The sequence below is a fragment of the Alteromonas sp. ABD4_190 genome (genome assembly GCF_056160105.1).
Genome location: NZ_JBSWWN010000001.1, coordinates 426,341 through 445,047 on the forward strand (window position 1 = coordinate 426,341; position 18,707 = coordinate 445,047).

19 protein-coding genes and 1 pseudogene are annotated in these 18,707 nt (G+C 44.4%); 6 read left to right on the forward strand and 14 right to left on the reverse strand.

All coding sequences use genetic code 11. The features are described 5' to 3' along the window. Positions 1 to 474 (forward strand): (2Fe-2S)-binding protein, encoded by a 474-nt coding sequence (locus ACXAFM_RS01910; protein ID WP_039218518.1) that lies wholly within the window; start codon positions 1 to 3, stop codon positions 472 to 474. 9 nt (positions 475 to 483) lie between these two features. Here ACXAFM_RS01910 and ACXAFM_RS01915 read toward each other — a convergent pair. Continuing rightward, positions 484 to 1,023, reverse strand: a pseudogene (locus tag ACXAFM_RS01915) (Pr6Pr family membrane protein); the annotation flags it as partial. Between the two features lie 170 nt (positions 1,024 to 1,193). Here ACXAFM_RS01915 and ACXAFM_RS01920 point away from each other — a divergent pair. After that, positions 1,194 to 1,364, forward strand: a complete 171-nt coding sequence (locus ACXAFM_RS01920; protein ID WP_474833042.1) for a hypothetical protein — start codon at positions 1,194 to 1,196, stop codon at positions 1,362 to 1,364. 125 nt (positions 1,365 to 1,489) lie between these two features. Here ACXAFM_RS01920 and fabB read toward each other — a convergent pair whose 3' ends face one another. Further along, positions 1,490 to 2,704 (reverse strand): beta-ketoacyl-ACP synthase I, encoded by a 1,215-nt coding sequence (fabB, locus tag ACXAFM_RS01925; RefSeq protein WP_474826404.1) that lies wholly within the window; start codon positions 2,702 to 2,704, stop codon positions 1,490 to 1,492. 367 nt (positions 2,705 to 3,071) lie between these two features. On the opposite strand from fabB, the gene ACXAFM_RS01930 reads away from it, so the two are divergent. Together ACXAFM_RS01930 and mnmC1 are read left to right on the forward strand one after the other, a co-directional pair. Next, positions 3,072 to 4,346: a Kelch repeat-containing protein gene (locus tag ACXAFM_RS01930; protein WP_474826406.1), complete on the forward strand. Its 1,275-nt coding sequence runs from the start codon at positions 3,072 to 3,074 to the stop codon at positions 4,344 to 4,346. Positions 4,347 to 4,349: 3 nt separating this feature from the next. Continuing rightward, positions 4,350 to 6,548 carry an FAD-dependent 5-carboxymethylaminomethyl-2-thiouridine(34) oxidoreductase MnmC1 gene (gene mnmC1, locus ACXAFM_RS01935; protein WP_474826408.1) on the forward strand — a complete coding sequence of 733 codons (2,199 nt, stop codon included), beginning with the start codon at positions 4,350 to 4,352 and terminating at the stop codon, positions 6,546 to 6,548. 124 nt (positions 6,549 to 6,672) lie between these two features. Here the strand turns inward: mnmC1 and ACXAFM_RS01940 are convergent, their stop codons facing one another. The 6 genes from ACXAFM_RS01940 to ACXAFM_RS01965 form a co-directional block, all read right to left on the reverse strand. After that, the gene (locus ACXAFM_RS01940; RefSeq protein ID WP_474826410.1) at positions 6,673 to 7,398 is read right to left on the reverse strand and encodes a FlgO family outer membrane protein; all 726 of its coding nucleotides are present in this window, start codon (positions 7,396 to 7,398) and stop codon (positions 6,673 to 6,675) included. 10 nt (positions 7,399 to 7,408) lie between these two features. Continuing rightward, a complete protein-coding gene (locus ACXAFM_RS01945; protein ID WP_474826412.1) occupies positions 7,409 to 8,173 on the reverse strand; it encodes a FlgO family outer membrane protein in 765 nt (254 codons plus the stop codon). Between the two features lie 4 nt (positions 8,174 to 8,177). After that, positions 8,178 to 8,843: a FlgO family outer membrane protein gene (locus ACXAFM_RS01950; RefSeq protein ID WP_474826413.1), complete on the reverse strand. Its 666-nt coding sequence runs from the start codon at positions 8,841 to 8,843 to the stop codon at positions 8,178 to 8,180. 302 nt (positions 8,844 to 9,145) lie between these two features. Then, a complete protein-coding gene (locus tag ACXAFM_RS01955) occupies positions 9,146 to 9,493 on the reverse strand; it encodes a VOC family protein (RefSeq protein ID WP_474826415.1) in 348 nt (115 codons plus the stop codon). Positions 9,494 to 9,540: 47 nt separating this feature from the next. Then, on the reverse strand, positions 9,541 to 9,978 hold the full coding sequence (locus tag ACXAFM_RS01960) for a GNAT family N-acetyltransferase (protein ID WP_474826417.1): 438 nt from the start codon (positions 9,976 to 9,978) through the stop codon (positions 9,541 to 9,543). Positions 9,979 to 10,064: 86 nt separating this feature from the next. Continuing rightward, positions 10,065 to 10,550, reverse strand: coding sequence for a DUF2938 domain-containing protein (locus ACXAFM_RS01965; RefSeq protein ID WP_474826419.1), 486 nt, complete (start codon positions 10,548 to 10,550; stop codon positions 10,065 to 10,067). A gap of 91 nt (positions 10,551 to 10,641) precedes the next feature. On the opposite strand from ACXAFM_RS01965, the gene ACXAFM_RS01970 reads away from it, so the two are divergent. Continuing rightward, complete coding sequence (locus tag ACXAFM_RS01970) at positions 10,642 to 11,055, forward strand: helix-turn-helix domain-containing protein (protein WP_474826421.1); 414 nt, start codon at positions 10,642 to 10,644, stop codon at positions 11,053 to 11,055. 67 nt (positions 11,056 to 11,122) lie between these two features. Here the strand turns inward: ACXAFM_RS01970 and ACXAFM_RS01975 are convergent, their stop codons facing one another. From ACXAFM_RS01975 to ACXAFM_RS01985, 3 genes are all read right to left on the reverse strand, one after another. Continuing rightward, on the reverse strand, positions 11,123 to 12,301 hold the full coding sequence (locus tag ACXAFM_RS01975; RefSeq protein ID WP_474826423.1) for an alcohol dehydrogenase family protein: 1,179 nt from the start codon (positions 12,299 to 12,301) through the stop codon (positions 11,123 to 11,125). A 358-nt stretch (positions 12,302 to 12,659) separates the two neighbouring features. Continuing rightward, positions 12,660 to 13,049 (reverse strand): hypothetical protein, encoded by a 390-nt coding sequence (locus tag ACXAFM_RS01980; protein WP_474826425.1) that lies wholly within the window; start codon positions 13,047 to 13,049, stop codon positions 12,660 to 12,662. A 19-nt stretch (positions 13,050 to 13,068) separates the two neighbouring features. Continuing rightward, positions 13,069 to 13,557, reverse strand: coding sequence for a GNAT family N-acetyltransferase (locus tag ACXAFM_RS01985; protein ID WP_474826427.1), 489 nt, complete (start codon positions 13,555 to 13,557; stop codon positions 13,069 to 13,071). 157 nt (positions 13,558 to 13,714) lie between these two features. On the opposite strand from ACXAFM_RS01985, the gene ACXAFM_RS01990 reads away from it, so the two are divergent. Continuing rightward, positions 13,715 to 15,184 (forward strand): ATP-binding cassette domain-containing protein, encoded by a 1,470-nt coding sequence (locus ACXAFM_RS01990; protein ID WP_474826429.1) that lies wholly within the window; start codon positions 13,715 to 13,717, stop codon positions 15,182 to 15,184. A gap of 138 nt (positions 15,185 to 15,322) precedes the next feature. Here ACXAFM_RS01990 and ACXAFM_RS01995 read toward each other — a convergent pair whose 3' ends face one another. From ACXAFM_RS01995 to ACXAFM_RS02005, 3 genes are all read right to left on the reverse strand, one after another. Then, positions 15,323 to 16,006, reverse strand: coding sequence for a DUF1826 domain-containing protein (locus tag ACXAFM_RS01995; protein WP_474826431.1), 684 nt, complete (start codon positions 16,004 to 16,006; stop codon positions 15,323 to 15,325). 1 nt (position 16,007) lies between these two features. Further along, positions 16,008 to 17,210 (reverse strand): zinc metallochaperone GTPase ZigA, encoded by a 1,203-nt coding sequence (gene zigA, locus ACXAFM_RS02000; protein ID WP_474826433.1) that lies wholly within the window; start codon positions 17,208 to 17,210, stop codon positions 16,008 to 16,010. A 181-nt stretch (positions 17,211 to 17,391) separates the two neighbouring features. Beyond that, the gene (locus ACXAFM_RS02005) at positions 17,392 to 18,699 is read right to left on the reverse strand and encodes a short-chain fatty acid transporter (protein ID WP_474826435.1); all 1,308 of its coding nucleotides are present in this window, start codon (positions 18,697 to 18,699) and stop codon (positions 17,392 to 17,394) included. Positions 18,700 to 18,707 lie beyond the last annotated feature (8 nt).

Below are 18,707 nucleotides of genomic sequence, written 5' to 3' on the forward strand. Positions count from 1 at the left end.
ATGCCACAAATTACATTTAATGTTAACAATAACCCGGTTTCTATCGACGCTGAAAACGATGACGAGCTTCTGTATCTCTTGCGTGATCGACTTGGTATTACTGGCCCAAAATATGGTTGCGGCGTTGGCGTGTGTGGCGCTTGCACTATCTTTAAAGACGGGGAGCTAGTTCGCCCATGCATTGTTCCGATGGAAGAAGTGGAGGGTGCATCGCTAACCACTATTGAAGGGCTTGCGGTCGATGACATTCTGCATCCGGTGCAAGAAGCATGGATAAACGAAGATGTCGCTCAGTGTGGGTTTTGTCAGGCGGGACAAATTTTAACCGCCGTCAAACTATTGGAGTCTAATCCCAATCCCAACGATCGTGACATTGATGAAGCTATGAGTGACAATATCTGCCGCTGTGGTACCTATCATAGAATACGAAAAGCCATTAAACATGCTGCAGCTTTGATTCAGCAGACGACATAAGAGGCTAATAGATAATACTAATCCATTTAATAAAACTCTATTAAGGCCTAGCGCTTGAACATTTGTAAATTCGTAAGGGTAAAATTCTGTCCATTTCCCATGAGACATTGTGTACGCGGCATAAGTCAGCGGAAAAATGAGCCAATAGCCTAAGTTAGAGTATTGAAGCTGCGTTTTTTCCACAAAGAAAAACCAGTAGGAAAGTGTGATTACGGGTGTAACGGCATGGACTAATAAATCTGAAATACGTTCAAAAAATGAAAGTTTGAGCCATCCATAGATAAGGTAGTTAGCAATACCAACTGTAACTATATAAAAAGTAATTGCAGTAGTTACATTAGGGTTCTTTGCAAACTGAGCAATTGAATACTCAGGCCATAAAGTCAAAGCAGCGAACCAAATCAGGACAAGGAGGTTCGAAAGTGTTGTGTAATAGCTAAAATATTTCCAGACGACAACGCCTATGCTGTCGCTGCCTCGTTTCCTAATTTCTCTTATAAGGCTAATTATTAGAGCCAATGCTGTAATTAAAAAAAGAGTAAAATCCATTTAAAGTCCTTTCGAAGAATGAAGGTTCTAACAAATAAATAGGGCTCAAGTATTAAACTAATCGACCTCTAAAAAAAGAAAAACTGCTTTTTTAGACCAACTGATACTAAATTGCTTCGTCATAAAGTCAGTATAGTTTGCAAATGATAGGAAATAGCAACCGAGTCAAAATGAAAATTTCTCATCACCGTCTAAGCGACCATTATATTGCGACAGTCAAAGGTGACTTTTTTAGCTCACACGTTGGCGATATCCTATTCGAGCGCGATGTTCACGGTGAAGTATATGGCTTTAGGATATCTAACGGTCGTGTTCGGAATCTTTACTTTAGAAAGCTATAGACGAGAACAATAAAAAAAATAAAAAAGGGCGTAAACACAAACACCCACGGTGCTCAGTTTACGCCCTTTTTAGTTTAAAGCTTCTTAAATAAAGCTAAAGAGTTTACTGGTTCTAGCGGTTTTGTTTAACCGTTGAAACGCTGCATTACAAGCGTTGCGTTAGTGCCGCCAAAGCCAAAGCTGTTAGACATCACTGTGTTTAGCGTTGCTTCACGTGCTTCGGTAACAATATCTAAGCCTTGTGCTGCATCGTCCAGGGTGTCGATGTTAATTGATGGCGCGATAAAGTTATTTTCCATCATCAACAAGCTATAGATAGCTTCGTTTACACCCGCTGCACCTAGTGCGTGACCTGTCAGTGACTTTGTTGCACTAATAGGTACGCCCGCTTGGCCGAACACTTCTTGAATCGCCGCAAGTTCTTTAACATCACCTACAGGCGTAGACGTACCGTGAGTATTTAAGTAGTCGATTGGAGCATCGATATTTTGCATTGCCATCTTCATACAGCGAATTGCGCCTTCACCCGACGGTGCAACCATGTCGAAACCGTCTGATGTAGCGCCGTAACCTACAACTTCGCCGTAGATTTTTGCGCCGCGCGCTAGTGCGTGCTCAAGTTCTTCAACAACAACCATACCGCCGCCGCCAGAACTTACAAAGCCGTCGCGTGCTGCGTCATAAGTACGTGATGCCACCGCAGGATTGTCGTTGTATTTAGAGCTTAGTGCGCCCATAGCGTCGAATTGGCTTGATAGTGACCAATGTAGTTCTTCACCGCCACCGGCGAATACTACGTCTTGCTTACCAAGTTGAATAAGCTCTAGTGCGTTACCTATACAGTGGGCACTGGTTGCACATGCAGAGGCAATTGAATAGTTCACGCCGCGAATTTTAAACGGTGTCGCTAAGCAAGCTGATACCGTAGATGCCATACAACGAGGAACCATGTAGGGCCCAACACGCTTAACACCTTTTTCGCGAAGAATATCTGCAGAAAGCACTTGGTTTTCAGAAGATGCGCCACCTGAGCCTGCGATAATACCTGTTCGCTCGTTTGAAATGTCGCTTTCTTCTAGACCAGAGTCTGCAATGGCTTGCTGCATTGCCACGTACGCGTAGCCTGCTGCATCACCCATAAAACGCATTGCTTTACGGTCGATGTGCTCTTTTAAGTCGATATCGATGTCGCCCCAAACTTGGCTGCGAAGGCCCATTTCGGCGAACTGTTCTGAAAATGTAATTCCAGACTTACCCGCTTTTAGTGAAGCAAGTACGTCTTCTTTATTTACGCCGATACTTGATACGATACCAAGACCGGTGATAACTGCTCTTCTCATAGTTTACCCTTTGCGTTGTTGCGGCTTATGGTAACGATTTTGAATGGTAAAGTGGTCTGCTTTGCCATCTGCGCCACTCTAATTAGCTAAACTTCAGCGTTGCAGTACCTATTTCAATTCTGGGCTTATGTGTATAAACAGGTAGTTTCCACATCCCTTCTTTTTCGTTTTTGCCGTCTTCGTCTAAGCTTTTCTTTTCTGAATGTTTCCAATGTAGCACGAATGCACAGGGTCATGACCAGCGTTAATTTATACCTTCACAAAATGTTCAAAATAGCTTGAACATAAACTTTTGCGGAAAAACAAAAAGGCGACAGGTAGAATACGCGGTCAAACGTTCGAAATTTCGATAAAACTGAAGATTGCTGTGTTATTAAAAAAACCAAGAACCATTGCTCTACGCACTTTCCAACGTGCGGTACCCCGACTTTCTTTCGTGGTGGCGGCCTTTCTCATTGCTGTTGCAGCGACTGTCTCTGCAACAGCTGCGTCTATCGTCCTCCCCGCGCTACCAGAGCCAGTTTCAAACAATGCCGTAGCTTCTGTCACCATAAACGACACGCAATATGTAATTAGTTTTATGGGGCTGGACAAAGGAAAAACCCATAAAGATGTGCACAACCGTGCTTGGCAGCTTGTTATCAATAACAAAGATAAACCTTTACGGTGGCAGGCTCTTCCCCCAGTTCCATCCAGCCTTGCACTAAAAGGTCGCTTGGCTTCCGTGGCGGTAGGTGTTAACGATGCCGTTTACATTTTTGGTGGCTACACGGTGGATGAAGATCATAATGAAATTAGTACGCCAGATGTTTATAAATACTCGCCCACAACAGAGGAATATACGCTATTGGCGCCTATGCCTGTACCTGTTGATGATGCAACTGCACTGGTTTACCAAGACCGCTACGTTTACTTGGTTTCAGGCTGGCACAACGATGGCAACGTAAATCTTGTGCAAGTTTACGATACGCAAACCGAGCAATGGCAACAGGCGAGCCCTTTTCTTGGCAAACCGGTATTCGGGCAAGCTGGCGGCATCGTTAATAACACCATGGTAATTTGTGACGGCGTATCAGTAACACCGCACAGTGATAAACGCCGTAGCTTTGCTGCAGAAACCGCCTGTTTCAAAGGCGTAATTGATAAGCAAAACCCTTTAAAGATTGATTGGCGTACACTTAACCATCCAACAGGTACTGCGCGCTATCGCATGGCCGCAGCGGGCGATGAGGCCACCAGTAAAATCTATTTTGTAGGCGGCTCGACTAACCCGTACAACTACAATGGCATTGGCTATAACGGCGAGCCTTCAACTGCGGATGACGCTATATGGACCTTTGATATTGCACAAGAAACTTGGGGTATATCGAAAACAGAAGCTGAAGCGCCTACCATGGATCATCGCGGATTAATTAACGTTAACGGTTCTTGGAGCACCATTGGCGGTATGCTTGGGGCGCAGCGCGTGACCAGTAAAGTCACCACGCATTTTTCAACACCCGCAGAGGTGTCTTGTTTATCTAAAAGCCAAGCTATTTCTGATGTTTCAAAACAAGCATTGGATGGGCCAGCTATTGAAGTAGTGAAAACTGCTTCCAATTCAAAGTGCCAACAAAAAAACAACATCAACGGAGAAAAATAAACAGTGAAATCTAAGCATGCACAGGTTCATTTTAATGAGAGCGGTACACCTGTCGCCGACCATTTTGACGACGTTTATTTTTCAAACGACAGCGGAATAGATGAAACCCAACACGTTTTTGTAGCAGGCAACGACCTTGCTGAGCGCTGGCAACAGTGGCGCAATCCTACTTTTGTCATCGCCGAAACAGGTTTTGGTACTGGGCTGAACTTTTTGGTCGCCATGCGTGCCTTTAACGAATTTAGAGCAGCGAACCCTGATCATCCGTTAAAGCGCCTATATTTTATTACCACGGAAAAGTTTCCACTGCCTCAACAGGATATGAAGCGCGCACTAGAAGCTTTCCCTGCCCTTAAAGACGAAGCGCAAGCACTCGCAGCACTTTACCCTATGGGACTTGAAGGTTGTCATCGCTTACATTTCGATAAGCACTCAACCACGCTCGACCTGTGGATTGGTGATGTTCACGAGCTTTTACCTCAATGGCATTCCCCTGTAAATGGACTAATCGATGCCTGGTTTTTAGATGGTTTCGCACCAAGCAAAAACCCTGATATGTGGACCGATGCGCTATTTAGCCAAATGGCTCGCTTGTCAAAAACCGGCACTACCTTTGGAACCTTTACCGCCGCGGGCATCGTAAAACGTGGGCTTGCCGGCGTGGGTTTTACCATAAAAAAACGCAATGGTTTTGGCCGTAAGCGCGACATGCTGACCGGCGTTTTTAACCAAGACAACGAAAATGTGCAGCATAAACTTCGCCTGCCTGCTGGCCCCTATTACAGGTACGCTAACGACAGTTTAGATACAACAAGTAAAGTCGCAGTAGTAGGCTCCGGCCTTGCAGCATCTACGGCATGCCTGGCTTTAGTAAAACGCGGCATTAGCACTACTTTATATTTTGATGGTGACACTCTTGCAAGCGGCGCGTCCGGAAACCCGCAAGGCGGTTTTTATCCGCAGCTTCATAGCGAAGCAAGTATTGCCAGCCGCATTCAGGCGCACAGTTTTTTGTATGCTAGACAGGCCTACGATCACACTATTGATCATGCAAAAGCCTGTGGCCTAGCCAACGTTGCCCATGATTTCTGTGGCGTTATTCAACTAAGCTTTAACGACAAGGTAGCAGAACGCCAAAATAAATTGGCTGCTGCCGACGTATGGCCTGAAGCTTTGATTAAGCCCGTGGACAGCAAAGAAGTGAGCGATATCGCTAACCTAGCTCTTCCCTACTCTGGCTTATACATCGGCCTCGGCGGATGGATTTCTCCTCCGCAACTAGTTACTGCCATGATTGAAGAAGCACTTCAAAGTGGCAAACTCGAACTGAAATCCAATCATACCTATGTATCCCATAAAGTGATTGAGGGAGCGCCACACAATGAAGATAGGGGCGTTTCAACCGGTGCTCTTGATGCGGATGATGTGGATATAGCTAAAGGTGGCAGCGTAAACGGGTCAGCAACACAGAAAGTGCAAATTTGTTTTAACCTTGGTGAGCCTGAGAAATGTGCTAAGGGTGATCTTGATAGCAACACTTTCGATAGCGACTTACCGCAAGAAAACGTTATTGCCGATCACCTTATTCTTGCCCTTGGCGCAGGTGCGGTAAACGCTAGCGATTTTGACAGCCTTTCTCTTCGCCCTGTTCGAGGTCAGGTTGAAGCCATTCCCACCCAAATGCCAATTGAACAGCTCAAAACGGTATTGTGTCACAAAGGCTATATGACGCCTGCGCTCGACGATAGACACGCACTTGGCTCAACCTATGTGAAAAATGACTTAAGCACCGATGTGCGAAGCGATGAAACCGAAACGAACCTCGCCACACACGAACAGGCGCTGGCAAACACCAGTATAGTTCAGGCATTACAACACGACGGTAAAGCCAGAGCGGCTACGCGTTTAGGTTCACCCGACCACCAGCCTGTTGTCGGTGCACTGCATGATTTTAATGCGCTTAAAAAACACTACGATATGCTTGGCGTGGGCAAGCCGTTGACTAGCGCGCCAGTGTTGCCAAACAGCGTAGTTTCCACCCTTACTTGCTTAGGGTCACGAGGGTTAACCACAGCGCCTTTAATGGCAGAGGTCTTGGTGAGCAGTCTATGTAAGGAGCCGCTACCTTTAAGCAACGACTTGCTTAATGCCGTGAACACAAGCCGCTTTATGACTCGCGAGGCAATTAGAAGTCAGGGTTAATAAACGGAGAGGTCTTTGTGAAAATTCTCCTGTGCCTAGACACAAAAGATAAGATGTTTAGAGATTTTAAAGCGAATATGCAATGAGTTCGCTTTCGAAAACAGAGTGCAAAGGAAGTAAATGGCTAGTTTACGCTAGCCACTTTATTTAAATCCATCACGATAAACGCAGGAATGTATACGTTGGCGCTTGCCACCACTTGTTTATTTTCCAGCGACACGATACGGGCGTTTACGCGGACGCCTCTGTCATCTTCAATGATGGTGCCAGTTACAACATGGTCCATTTCAACCTGTTTAGCGAGTGCAGTACCATCTCGAGTAAGTACGAAATCGCCGACTGGCGTTACGGTAATGCCACCTGCAAGCTTAAAGTCGACAACCGCTAACCCAAAGTCTTGCAGCTCGGCTATTAAATATTCTGAAAGCTGATTACCTAACACGGTGCTGTCGCTCAAAGACTGATTAAGCCTAACAAAACTCGCCACACCCACCATATCTTGCTGCGTAAGACGAGTTGCATTGTCCATTAATTCCATCGCAAGCTGCGAGGCGTAATCATTTAAGCGCTTATGCGTTTGTGAAGGTGAATAGCCATGGTGTAGTGGGTCTTTATAGCCGGGTTCGACTTCCACGTGCTGTTGATATTGTCTATCGCGAGAATCTGGTGTGTACTCCAGTCCTGAACGGCTTGGTACAGGTACTGGCTCGGCGTGATGAGTAATTTCACCGTCTTCACCTAACCAAAACGAGCCAATAGACTCTGTGCTAGTGCACCCTGTCATACATACACTTAGCATTACGCCAACGGCTATCCAACTGCTTGGCACTAGCTTCTTTGTAAACACCATACTGAAACTCCTAGCCGCGACTTAGCTTAACGCCATCGCGCATGCCGTTTTGCTGGCTACCGTCACTTGGAATAAGTGCATCTACCACGTAGAAAGGCACTAACATTTGCGCAGTTGCCACCACTGCGCGCGACTCCATGCCTAAAATACGGGCGTTAACTAACACGCCACCTTGGTGCTTGGTCATCGTTCCGGTTAATACGTATTCAATAGGAAGGCTGCTGCTCAATTCTAAATAGTCTCGGCTTAATACAAAATCACCATCGTCAGTAATGCGAATATACTCGGTGGCTTTGAAGTCGATAACCGGCACGCGGAATTTATGCAGTTCGTGAACAAAAGACTCCGCCATCTGACGACCAAGCAAATCTGTTTTCTGCAAGTCAGTATCTAGCAGTGCGAAATGGGTGACACCAATAGGTGTTTTGTTATTCACATATTCCATATTGGCAATTAAGTCTTGCGCCATGTTCTTCACATAGTCGCCAATGTGCTTGGTTAGAGGTCGACCTTTATAAGCGCCCTGTACGCTCGAATACAAAGGAGGTTGACCGATAGCGCCGTATGCGTCCATACCCTGAGACTGGGTATCACTGGTATTTTCAACTGGCTTCGTAGGAGCGCGGTCGGCGGCAGTAATATCAATTACATTCATGGCTGGGCGCTGGGGCGCTTGTTCGGCTACCTCTTCTTCCCCCATCATCATAGAGCACCCGCTAACGCTTAGCAGTGAAGCACAAAGCGAAAGCGCCGCGTATTGATTTCGTCTTTTCATGGGGTTACCTCGTACCTTCAGTTCTGTATAACTTGCCGTTTCTGGTTGTTACTTGTTCTTCGCGCCAAAACAGTTCGGCAGGGAAAAAGCGTGTTGCTGCAGCGACAATGTTTTTATTTCTAGCGTTGATAATTCGAGCGTTAACCACCGCGCCAGACTCTTGATACACCATAGTGCCGGTTATATAAAAATCGACGCGCTCAATGTTGGAAAGCTGGTCGATATCGCGGGTTAATACTCTGTCGCTTTCGTTACTAACAATTATATCGTTCGAAAGCTTAAATTCTTGAGTAGAAAAGCCTCTTTTCGTGGCCTCAGTAATCATTCCCTGTTCAAGTTGATGGCCCAACAACATTAACGGGTGTTGATGGTCAGCACTGTATTTCATAGTATCGGCAGGTACAAAGCCGACTACCGCATAGCGAGACTGACGTGCTGGACCCACATCAGCAAAAAGTTCGTTTGCCAACATATAGGTATGGTATTCCACATTCCCCAATGCCGATACGTCGCTGGCATCGGTTTGCGCGAATTGGCTTTTAGGCTCGTCAGATGAAGAGCAACCAGAGAGTAAGCCCAAGAGAAGCGCGGTATATGCCAAGGCTTTCGCGACTAAGCGACCATTTTCTGTCGGCAAAGCGTGAGAGACAGGTTTTGTCATACTTTTCATTACACGTGTCCAGTGAAAAACGTCAAATTTCTATCGGAAAGAAGCAAAAACTCATCGAAAAACAGTGATCAGCTACTACGCAAACCGACATTTTCAGTGTCTTTAAACAGGCTTTTGCAAAATTCACACCAAAGAGAGACTACAAGTCGCATTGAGAACGCTACTTTTAAGCGTGTTACATAAGGCAGGTACTTTCAGGGGGATATAGTTTTTCAGTGCTGAAGGAATTTAATATTCAACGCCATACAATTCATAAAAAGCGGAGGTGACTTGCCGCCTCAGGACAGAAAGCTGCCGTTGTTTTAGGAATTACCTAATTCGGTAATGTGAAGTAGTTCGCCCGACGGGCCCCATAGATAGAAAACACTTCCCCAATGTTGTTGCTCAATTGATGAAATTTTCGTTTTATGTAAAGAGCGCGAACACAATTCAAAAGCGTCCTGAATGTCTGTCACACAGATTTGTAGCATAAAGTTATTCGCCAATTCAGGATTATAGAAGCGCTGAAGAAAGAATAGACAATCACCATTTTCAAACAGTGTTAGATCTTCATTTACGTATTCTGCATTAAATCCAATCTCAGAATAAAATGCTTTAGAAATGTCGTAGTTTTTGCTCGGAATAAAAGTCTTAATATCTATGACGTCCATATCTTAAGATCCCTTAAGCTTCTCTGTTTTATTATTTTTAACCGTGGCTAAATGGCAATAACAGCAAGCATGTCTTCGCCATCTTCATCTAATCCCACCTCTGCGAAACCAAAACTTGAATAGAAGGTTTTGGCGACAGGATTCTTAGGGTTATAGCATATCTCAATAAATTTAAGCTCAGAAGTTTGCTTTATAAGCGTGATAGCTTGAGATAAAGCAACTCTGCCAATTCCTTTATTTTGACGGCTCTCATCAATCATAAAGCGCCAAATGGACACCTTAGTTGGCGTTTCCTGAACCCACATCAAGAATCCTACGGGCTGGTCGTTGCAATAAATGGCCTTGCAGGTATGGTTATCATTATAAAAAGACTCAACCAGCGACCACATATTGCACGCTACAAACGCTTGCTGATCATCCGCTACATCCAAGTCACAAACCTGCCCATAGTTAGATTTGTTTATTTCTTCCAGTGAAATTTTCATCCTGTTTTCTTTTACGCTCGTTTTATTTCAATACGCATGATACGCCGAACTTTATTCAATTAATCAACAAGCGATTATAGCCACGTCTAAAGTACGGGCCTTAGAACCAATGCCGAAAGGTACAACCCTAAGCCAAATACACCATGATTCAAAACGCTGTGTAGGCGAACAGCGTTAGCATCAGGCGTTTTCGACGCAGCAATTCCTGCGCCCATTCCAGGCTGCAATACGAAAAATGGTGCAACTACAGTGGCTATGCCTAGTGCTAAAGCTGGCCCTGCCGATGGTTGAAGCAACCAAGCCTCTCCAAATAAAAGAAAAAGTAACACAGCATAGCCAATACCGATCACGTAATGCGCTGTCCACCCTATGATCTTCTCACCACTCACAGCATCGGAGTTTGCAATAGAAGTATGGGAGAACCGCCCTTTTCTCATATGCCCTATCCAACGCCCTACCATTCCCCAATTTGTTGGAGCAATACCAAATAATTGTTGCCTTAGCAGCGCCCATAAATCCATCACTAGGGTAGCCCCAATACCAATTAGCACGATTAAAACAATATTCTGCATATTCACACTCAACAGCTAGTTACAATTAATTGGAGATGATAGCCTACAACTTCAAGTTAACTTTAAGTCAAGCATTCCTTTGGAAAAGTGTATGGAAATATCTCAAGTTGCCAAAAAATCCGGAGTTTCAGCATCCACGCTGCGGTTTTATGAAGAGAAAGGTCTTATCACTTCTATTGGTAGGCAAGGTATACGTCGCGTGTTTAGCCCGAATGTACTAGAGCGTCTTGAGTTAATAGCATTAGGTCGCGCTGCAGGTTTTTCTTTAGAAGAGATTGCGGGCATATTGGGGAACGAGGCAAAGCCTGAAATTGATCGTGAGCTACTACTGCGAAAGGCCAATGAACTAGACGGAACAATAAAGAAGCTCACCGCCATGCGTGATGGTCTGCAACATGCGGCAGCCTGCACAGCACCAAGCCACTTAGAATGCCCGAGATTTCGTCGTTTGATGAACCTTGCCGGTGCGGGGGCAATAAAAGGCTTAGCATCGAGTAAAAAGTAAAATGCCCGCATTGAGCGGGCATTTTGTTGTAATCTAAAACAATGTAACCGTAGTCGAAACATAGCACTTATTGGTTCAGACTATCGATAAAATCCTGTTGCGGTGACGTCTGCTTAGGAGGCAGCAACACAATTTTACCCACGTGCTTTTTCTCAGAGAAATCTTTTTGCGCTGTTACGATATCTTCTAGCGGATAGGTTTTAGCTAACATAGGTTTTATTTCACCTCGCTCAATATACGAAACTAGGTTTGAGAAAACCGGCTCGTCCCACGCAGTACAACCAATAAAGGTAAGATCTTTTAAGTAAAAGTTGCGCATATCAAGCGTGACTATTGGCCCTGCGATGGCGCCGGAAGAAGCGTAGCGACCACCGCGTTTCATAACCACGGACATTTGAGTGAATCCGTCACCTGCAACGTTATCGATAACTACATCTACCGACTTTTCTCCTAAAACATCAATTAAGTCACTGTTACGCTCGATAACGCGGTCTGCACCTATTTCCTTAAGCACGTCCATTTTATTTTTACCAACAACGGCGGTTACCGTGGCACCACGGCGTTTAGCTAACTGCACAACAGCAGAACCTACGCCACCTGAAGCCCCAGTCACCAAAACATGCTCCCCTTTAGAAACACCGGCTCGATGGACCATATTTTCAGCAGTGCCATAAGCGCATGGTATGGCTCCGAGTTCGGCATCCGACCAATCACACTCGACAGCGAACACTTCACTAGCGGTTATTTTTACATACTGTGCAAAAGCGCCATCGAAGTCTGACGCCATCCAAATATTCTCTAATGAGTCCCAGGAATCTTTTCGGATGCAAGAACGTATTAAAATTCGCTCTCCGATACGTGTAGGGTCTACGCCTTCTCCAACGGCTACGATTCGACCACAACAGTCAGTCCCTTGAATAAACGGAAAAGGAGTTTGTTCATTCCAACCACCGTCTAACTCTTCTGCTGCGCTCGATTTCTCTTCATCGTTCTCGTCTAACGCGTCAGTGCCTTGCGTGACTTTAGAAGAATACCAACCTAATCGAGTATTAATTTCTGTATTATTGACACCTGCTGCTAAAACCTGAACTAGCACCTCACCAGCGAGTGGTTTTGGCATGGGTACATCGGTGTAATTTAGCTGCTCATAACCACCGTTCGCCATGGTTACCACAGCCTTCATAGTCGTATCGTCAGGATTTACATCGAATCTTTGCTTATCGCCAAGCAAGCTAGTAATACTCATAATCTCTCTTACGTTTAGAATTAATAACAGTTTATACGCCCAAAATAACGTATGCCTGATGCTCATGCAAAGCAGCTACGTTATTACGGTTAACATTTAAACGGTTGCATAGTGCTTAAAGTTTACCGCAGTTAGGGCTTTCGCCAACGCGCCATGCTTTAGAAGCAAGTCTTCATTTAAGGCTTCCCTGTTACCTTGCTGAACTCTAGAGGAACAGAAGCATAGGCACTTTTCATTTGCTTTGCCTATATTTGCAAGAAATTAGAAAATCGCCGTAACTTTTAAAAAGTAGATATATTTGAAAGAGGTGTTAAATAGAATTTGTACGCTTCCATATCGTGTTTGCTCTAAGCGAAAATCATTCACCACTAGCAACTAATAAAAATCTATAGCGCCATTCACACAAACCAAGTATCGCTACAAATATGCACTCTGCACTAATAAATAGTAGTGCGAACACGCTCGCTTGTTCGTAATAAGTGAGAAGAATCCCCACGCATGTAATCGCCCAAAGAAAGTTGGCGATAGCTAAAGCTGCTACTTCGTTAAGTGATCTATTGCGTATAAAGGCAAGCCTTAATGCGTATATACCATAGCATACATTAGCACCCGCTAAGAATAGAATGAGCCCTTTCGGCAGTTGGTAGAAGTCGCTCGCTATATCTTGGAAAAGCAGAAGCAATAGGCCAACACTCGTTCCTGCGATACCATCAATGTGAAGTATGTATTTACCTAAAAAAGCTTTCATCTGTGCTGCAACGCTTAACCTATTTCAATGTGGCAAAGATATGGCTATCGTAAAAATGTCCATTTTTAAAAATGGCGCGTTTTAATATTGCTTCCTGTTTAAACCCTGCATCTAAAAGCAGCTTTTGCGAAGCAAAATTAGATGAAAATACGCAGGCGAAAATGCGTTCTATATTTGTGCTTGAAAAAGTAAGCGCAATAATTTGGCGCAGCGCATCGCGCATAATCCCTTTTCGCCAATGTGATGAACAAAGCCAATATCCAACTTCTCCAGACCTTTCGTATTCAAAATGACCGTGGTTAACACCAATACACCCTACTAACTCGCCCTCATACTCTACCGCTCTTATAAAACTTTCTTTGCTTCCCTCTTGAACCCACCACGTAGCATCTTCTTTTGTATAAGGGCTGGGAATTTTTGTCGACAGAAACTGCGTGACCGACGGTTGATTCAAAATATCTACCAGTCTACCTACATCGCTCATTTTAAAATCTCTGAGTGTTGCCATGCGCACAATTTGATTCCCTTAATTGGCCATTGAACGTGGCGCTAACTTTAAAATGCTAACTTACCAGCTGACTCCGTCTTCAGAAAGTCTTATTCACCATTGACAGGTAAACAGAAAACTTCACAATAGTTCTACTTCTTATCCACTCGCAATCATAATGCTGTATCTTTCAGAATTTCAAACAAAGCTTTCTAATCAATATATTACCCCTGCGTTTTCGTTAACGCTAAACGATGAAAAACCACCCTCGCATTACCTTATTGCAGGTAGGAATAGTAGCGGGAAGTCGCTCTTAATTTCATCACTAGCGGGTAACGGTAAAGTAGAAAGCGGTGTTCGCGAGAGTAGTTCTCTTGTAGCGGAAGTATCAGTATTTAAACAACAGGCGTTAATTGAAGAAGAAAAGCAAAAAGACAGTGCGGATATTTTAGATGTAATAGCCGAACCAACAAAAGTTCACGAGTTGTTCTTGCGTACAAATGAGGACTATCAAAATCATGCTTATTACAGCGAACTTACTTCTGCGCTGAGAATTGAACATATACTTGATAGTGCGTTTCTTTCGCTGTCGACGGGAGAAACTCGCAAGGTAATTATCATGCTGGCATGGTTGAGCGATGCTTCAATTATTTTGCTTGATGAACCTTTCGAAGGCTTAGATGTTGAAGCGATTGATGCATTTAGTCGCTTTCTTGTTACTCAACAGCAAGCCGCACTGGCGTTGACCGCCAACAAGCTTGCAGACATTCCTGAGGACCTTCATGCACAACTCATTGTTATGGATGATCTAGCTATTACGTGGAAATCTGACGGCACACTTAACTATGATGACTTGCGCTCAGAGTTAAGCACTTGGTTTGCGCTAGAGTCTGATGATATCGATGTACCCGCAGCGCTTAGCGCTAACGACCAAAATCATAATAAGCAGAACAGTGAACTTGATTCACTACCCCATACTTTAATCCAGCTGAATGACGGCTTTGTGCGTTTCGATGAACGTACTGTATTTGAAAAGCTTAACTTTACGCTTAATAAAAATGAGCATTGGCAGATAACGGGCCCGAACGGGTCAGGTAAAACTTGTTTGCTGCAAATGTTTACTGGTGATAATTCCCATTGTTATACCAACGACTTAACAATGTTTGGAATAAAACGAGGGACTGGCGAGAGCATATGGGATATTAAGAAGCACATTGGAATTATGTCAAATGCGCTGCACATTCAATACAAAGTAAACGCAAGTGTTGAACATGTAATTATTTCTGGCTTTCACGACAGCATTGGTCTATACACCCGCCCAACGTTGGCTGAGCGAAACGTAGCAGAACAATGGCTTGCTGTACTGGGCTTACAACCGAAGAAGAATACACCGTTTCAGTCGCTATCGTTTGGCGATCAGCGATTAGTGCTTATAGCGAGGTCTATGGTAAAACACCCTGCACTGCTTATATTAGATGAACCCTGTAACGGTTTAGACGACTTCAACCGCCAAAAGGCACTTAAGCTTATTGATATATTGGCAAAGGCTGGCACCAGCACGCTGCTGTATGTTAATCACAACCCAGAGGAATGCATTCCCAGCATTCGCAACACCCTGAATATGAAAGACTACAATGTTGCCAACTAAAACCTGAGAAGAAAAAAGCGCTATCACAAGGGAAAACTCATGGAAAATAAGTGATAGCGCCAAAGAAACGGTAGAGAAGTTTAATGAGCGCTTAAATGCTATATCTGGCTCTTAATCATTGCATTGCATTTCTGAAATTCACATTGGGTCTAAAGTAAGCAGCACACGTTGAGTATTTGGTTGCACTTTGCAAGACCGATGTACGGCGGCAAACTCTTCATGACCTTGCCAAGACTTTCCTTTGAGTAACCCCACATCAAAAGCACTCATTTGTTTAATGCTGCTTTCTTGGTAGCGCTGCCCTAGCCTATTCTTCGTAAGCCCTTGCGTATTCGCGTCGTTAAGGCCAATCATCGGGCTAGTTACCACACTTTCTTTAGGTAGCCACTCAGTACCTTCGCCTAAATAAGTATTTACCAATCGAACAGGAATATTGTCTACGTGAAAGCTGGGGCACATTGCCGAAGATAAGGGCACTAGTCTTACCCCTACACTGTCACAATCAAATAGTGTGGTAAGCATGTCAGAAAGCAGATAAATATCATCAATGGCGGCTTGTTTTCCAATACTGGTTTCTTCGCCTGGTAGAAGCGTGGCAATTTCCTTCCTTAGAGAAGCAACAGAAAACACACCACGAATACCCATTCCTAATGATTTAAAAACCTCGTCATAATATTGGGAGATGAGCGGCGCCTCGGGTCTATTCCATACCGTAACGCTAACTCCTTCTTCAAAAATATCGCCCAGAACCATAGCGTCGGCGCTTGAACGCCAAGAGTTGCTATGTTCAAAGGAAGTAATGTGGTCTTGTAACGCCTGCATACTAGTGCTCCCACGCAGGAAATGGGTCAGGCATTTCAGCCCAAACATGATGACCTTGAATAAGCTGTTCGTCTGTTAACAAGCAACTGTCTAAGCGCCTGATTATGTCCTCTTTATTAAGCCCTTGCCCAATAAATACTAGCTCTTGACGCATATCACCGAAAGGCTCCATCCATTGCTCTTCAATCGCTTTAAGATAGTCAGGGTCTTCAGGCCACTGCTCTTTGGGTACGGCTTTCCAAAACAATCCAGCGGCTCCGTATCTCGCCATACCGCCAGCCTGGCTCCAACTGCCTGCAAGCTGTGGGCGTGTTGCCAGCCAGAAGAAGCCTTTTGAACGAATTAACTTACCTGCAATGTCTTTACTATGAATAAAATCATAAAACTTCTGCGGGTCGAACGGACGTCTTGCTTCGTACGAAAAGCTGCTGATACCAAACTCTTCGGTTTCTGGCACGTGTTCGCCACGCATTTCTTTCAACCAACCCGGCGATTGCTGAGCACGTTCAAAGCTAAACCGACCTGTGTTTAATACCTTATCTAGAGGTACTTTCCCATGCTCAATAGGAACTTGAATAGCCTCGGTATTTAAAGTTTGAAGGATACTTTTAAGGCGGGCCAAATCTTCTTCAGAAACCAAATCAGTTTTGCTTATTAGCAAAATGTCAGCAAATTCCACCTGCTCGACCAATAGATCAGCAACGCTTCGCTCGTCTTCCTCACCCAAGCTCTCACCCACTTCGTTAAGAAACTTAGCTTCGTCATAGTCTTTAAGAAAATTCAATGCATCAACCACCGTGACCATGGTATCGAGGCGTGATATTTCCGATAAGCTTTTACCGTCTTCATCGGCAAAAGTAAAAGTCTCGGCCACTGGTAGCGGCTCCGATATGCCCGTAGACTCAATGACCAAATAATCGTACTTCCCTTCGTGCGCTAAACGCTCTATTTCTTCAAGTAAATCTTCTCGCAACGTACAACAAATACAACCGTTGCTCATTTCAACCAGCTTTTCTTCAGCTCGATTAAAACTAACCTCATTTTTGACAGTAGCGGCATCAATGTTGATTTCACTCATATCGTTAACTATAACCGCCACTTTCAATCCATCACGATTATTTAGAATATGGTTTAGAACCGTGGTCTTACCGGCGCCTAGAAAGCCCGATAGTACGGTAACGGGAAGCTGAGTTTGAATAGACATAACGACTCTCTAAGTTTCATTTTACATCTCGAATGAAACAAATGTTATAACATAACACTTAAAATAGAAATATCGATATGACTAATTTATTGCAAACGCTAGTAATACTGAGCGAGAACGAGTTGACAATAATGCTATCGAAGAAAGAGCCATTTCCTTTCAGGTCTGAAGTGCACTGCACTTATACAAATCGCAAAACCAAGGAAATAATAACACCTGTTACGATAAGCTGAACTAAGCAAAACCCCATTATATCTTTGGCTTTTAGGCCAGCTATGGCAAGTACGGGTAATGCCCAAAACGGCTGAATTAAGTTCGTCCAAGCGTCGCCCCACGCCACTGCCATTGCTACCCTATTAACTTCCGCACCCAGTTCTGCAGCAGCAGGTAAGATTACCGGAGCTTGCACTGCCCACTGCCCTCCTCCCGAAGGCACAAAAATGTTAACCACGCCTGCGCTAATAAAACTCCATACGGGCAACGACTCTGCAGATGCAAAACTAATTAGCCATTCTGACATAGTCTGCGCTAATCCAGATTGCACCATAACCGCCATGATACCAGCATAAAACGGAAACTGTATTACAATTCCGCTGCCGCCCTGAACCGCTTGCTGCAAGCTATGCAATACATTGCGTGGCGTGCCGTGAAGGACAATAGCAAGGAAAAGAAATAACGTATTAACGATGTTTAGGTTTAGCCCGCCGCCAGAAATAAAATAATTTGTAAGATAAGCAAGCCCAGCGAAACCGACAAGTAAACCAAGTGCTTTGCTGTTTTCAAGTTTATCAGCGGGTCTTTCGTTTTCTGCTGAAGGTAAAGCATCGTCTTGTAGCTTTGCGCTATCCACAATTACGCTTTCAGATTTAGGAGGTAGCATTAAGCGATTCACAAGGGGAACAACTACAAACATTATTGCCAACAACAGTAAGTTGAAGCCGCTAAAAATAGTCTCGCTGGTACCAATTACGCCTATTTGTGCCTCTGAAAAGTGCCCCGGTGTTGCAATGGTTAACGGTACAGAGCCCGCCAAGCCGCCATGCCATACGACAAAACCTGAATATGCGCTCGCCACCAATAGCCGATAATCTACCGACACTTTTCTTGCAAGTGCTTTGGCGAACAACGCACCTACCACTAGCCCGAAGCCCCAGTTTATCCAACTGGCTGTAAGCGACACTAAAGTAACCAGTACAATAGCGCTTCCTGAGCTTTTAGCTAGACCGGCGAGACTTTCTAGCAATGTCTTAACTAGCGGCGTGCATGCCAGCATAAACCCGGTTACTAAAACCAAGAGCATTTGCATTGAAAAGGTTAACAGTCCCCAGAAGCCGTCGCCCCACTGTTGAATTGTGGTAAGTGGCGATTGGCCTTGAATGACCACCGCAAAGACAAGCGTTATGAGCGTTAACAACAAAACGAAAAGATAGGGGTCGGGAAGATATCTTTCGACGAGTTTTACGAAGGGTTTTGATGCACGATTTAGCATTAACGCTC

Bases quoted from the DNA above. Each gene is read 5' to 3' on its own strand.
- ACXAFM_RS01910 (WP_039218518.1), top strand. From the start codon at position 1: ATGCCACAAATTACATTTAATGTTAACAATAACCCGGTTTCTATCGAC.
- ACXAFM_RS01920 (WP_474833042.1), top strand. From the start codon at position 1,194: ATGAAAATTTCTCATCACCGTCTAAGCGACCATTATATTGCGACAGTC.
- fabB (WP_474826404.1), bottom strand. From the start codon at position 2,704: ATGAGAAGAGCAGTTATCACCGGTCTTGGTATCGTATCAAGTATCGGC.
- ACXAFM_RS01940 (WP_474826410.1), bottom strand. From the start codon at position 7,398: ATGGTGTTTACAAAGAAGCTAGTGCCAAGCAGTTGGATAGCCGTTGGC.
- ACXAFM_RS01945 (WP_474826412.1), bottom strand. From the start codon at position 8,173: ATGAAAAGACGAAATCAATACGCGGCGCTTTCGCTTTGTGCTTCACTG.
- ACXAFM_RS01950 (WP_474826413.1), bottom strand. From the start codon at position 8,843: ATGAAAAGTATGACAAAACCTGTCTCTCACGCTTTGCCGACAGAAAAT.
- ACXAFM_RS01955 (WP_474826415.1), bottom strand. From the start codon at position 9,493: ATGGACGTCATAGATATTAAGACTTTTATTCCGAGCAAAAACTACGAC.
- ACXAFM_RS01960 (WP_474826417.1), bottom strand. From the start codon at position 9,978: ATGAAAATTTCACTGGAAGAAATAAACAAATCTAACTATGGGCAGGTT.
- ACXAFM_RS01965 (WP_474826419.1), bottom strand. From the start codon at position 10,550: ATGCAGAATATTGTTTTAATCGTGCTAATTGGTATTGGGGCTACCCTA.
- ACXAFM_RS01970 (WP_474826421.1), top strand. From the start codon at position 10,642: ATGGAAATATCTCAAGTTGCCAAAAAATCCGGAGTTTCAGCATCCACG.
- ACXAFM_RS01975 (WP_474826423.1), bottom strand. From the start codon at position 12,301: ATGAGTATTACTAGCTTGCTTGGCGATAAGCAAAGATTCGATGTAAAT.
- ACXAFM_RS01980 (WP_474826425.1), bottom strand. From the start codon at position 13,049: ATGAAAGCTTTTTTAGGTAAATACATACTTCACATTGATGGTATCGCA.
- ACXAFM_RS01985 (WP_474826427.1), bottom strand. From the start codon at position 13,557: ATGGCAACACTCAGAGATTTTAAAATGAGCGATGTAGGTAGACTGGTA.
- ACXAFM_RS01990 (WP_474826429.1), top strand. From the start codon at position 13,715: ATGCTGTATCTTTCAGAATTTCAAACAAAGCTTTCTAATCAATATATT.
- ACXAFM_RS01995 (WP_474826431.1), bottom strand. From the start codon at position 16,006: ATGCAGGCGTTACAAGACCACATTACTTCCTTTGAACATAGCAACTCT.
- zigA (WP_474826433.1), bottom strand. From the start codon at position 17,210: ATGTCTATTCAAACTCAGCTTCCCGTTACCGTACTATCGGGCTTTCTA.
- ACXAFM_RS02005 (WP_474826435.1), bottom strand. From the start codon at position 18,699: ATGCTAAATCGTGCATCAAAACCCTTCGTAAAACTCGTCGAAAGATAT.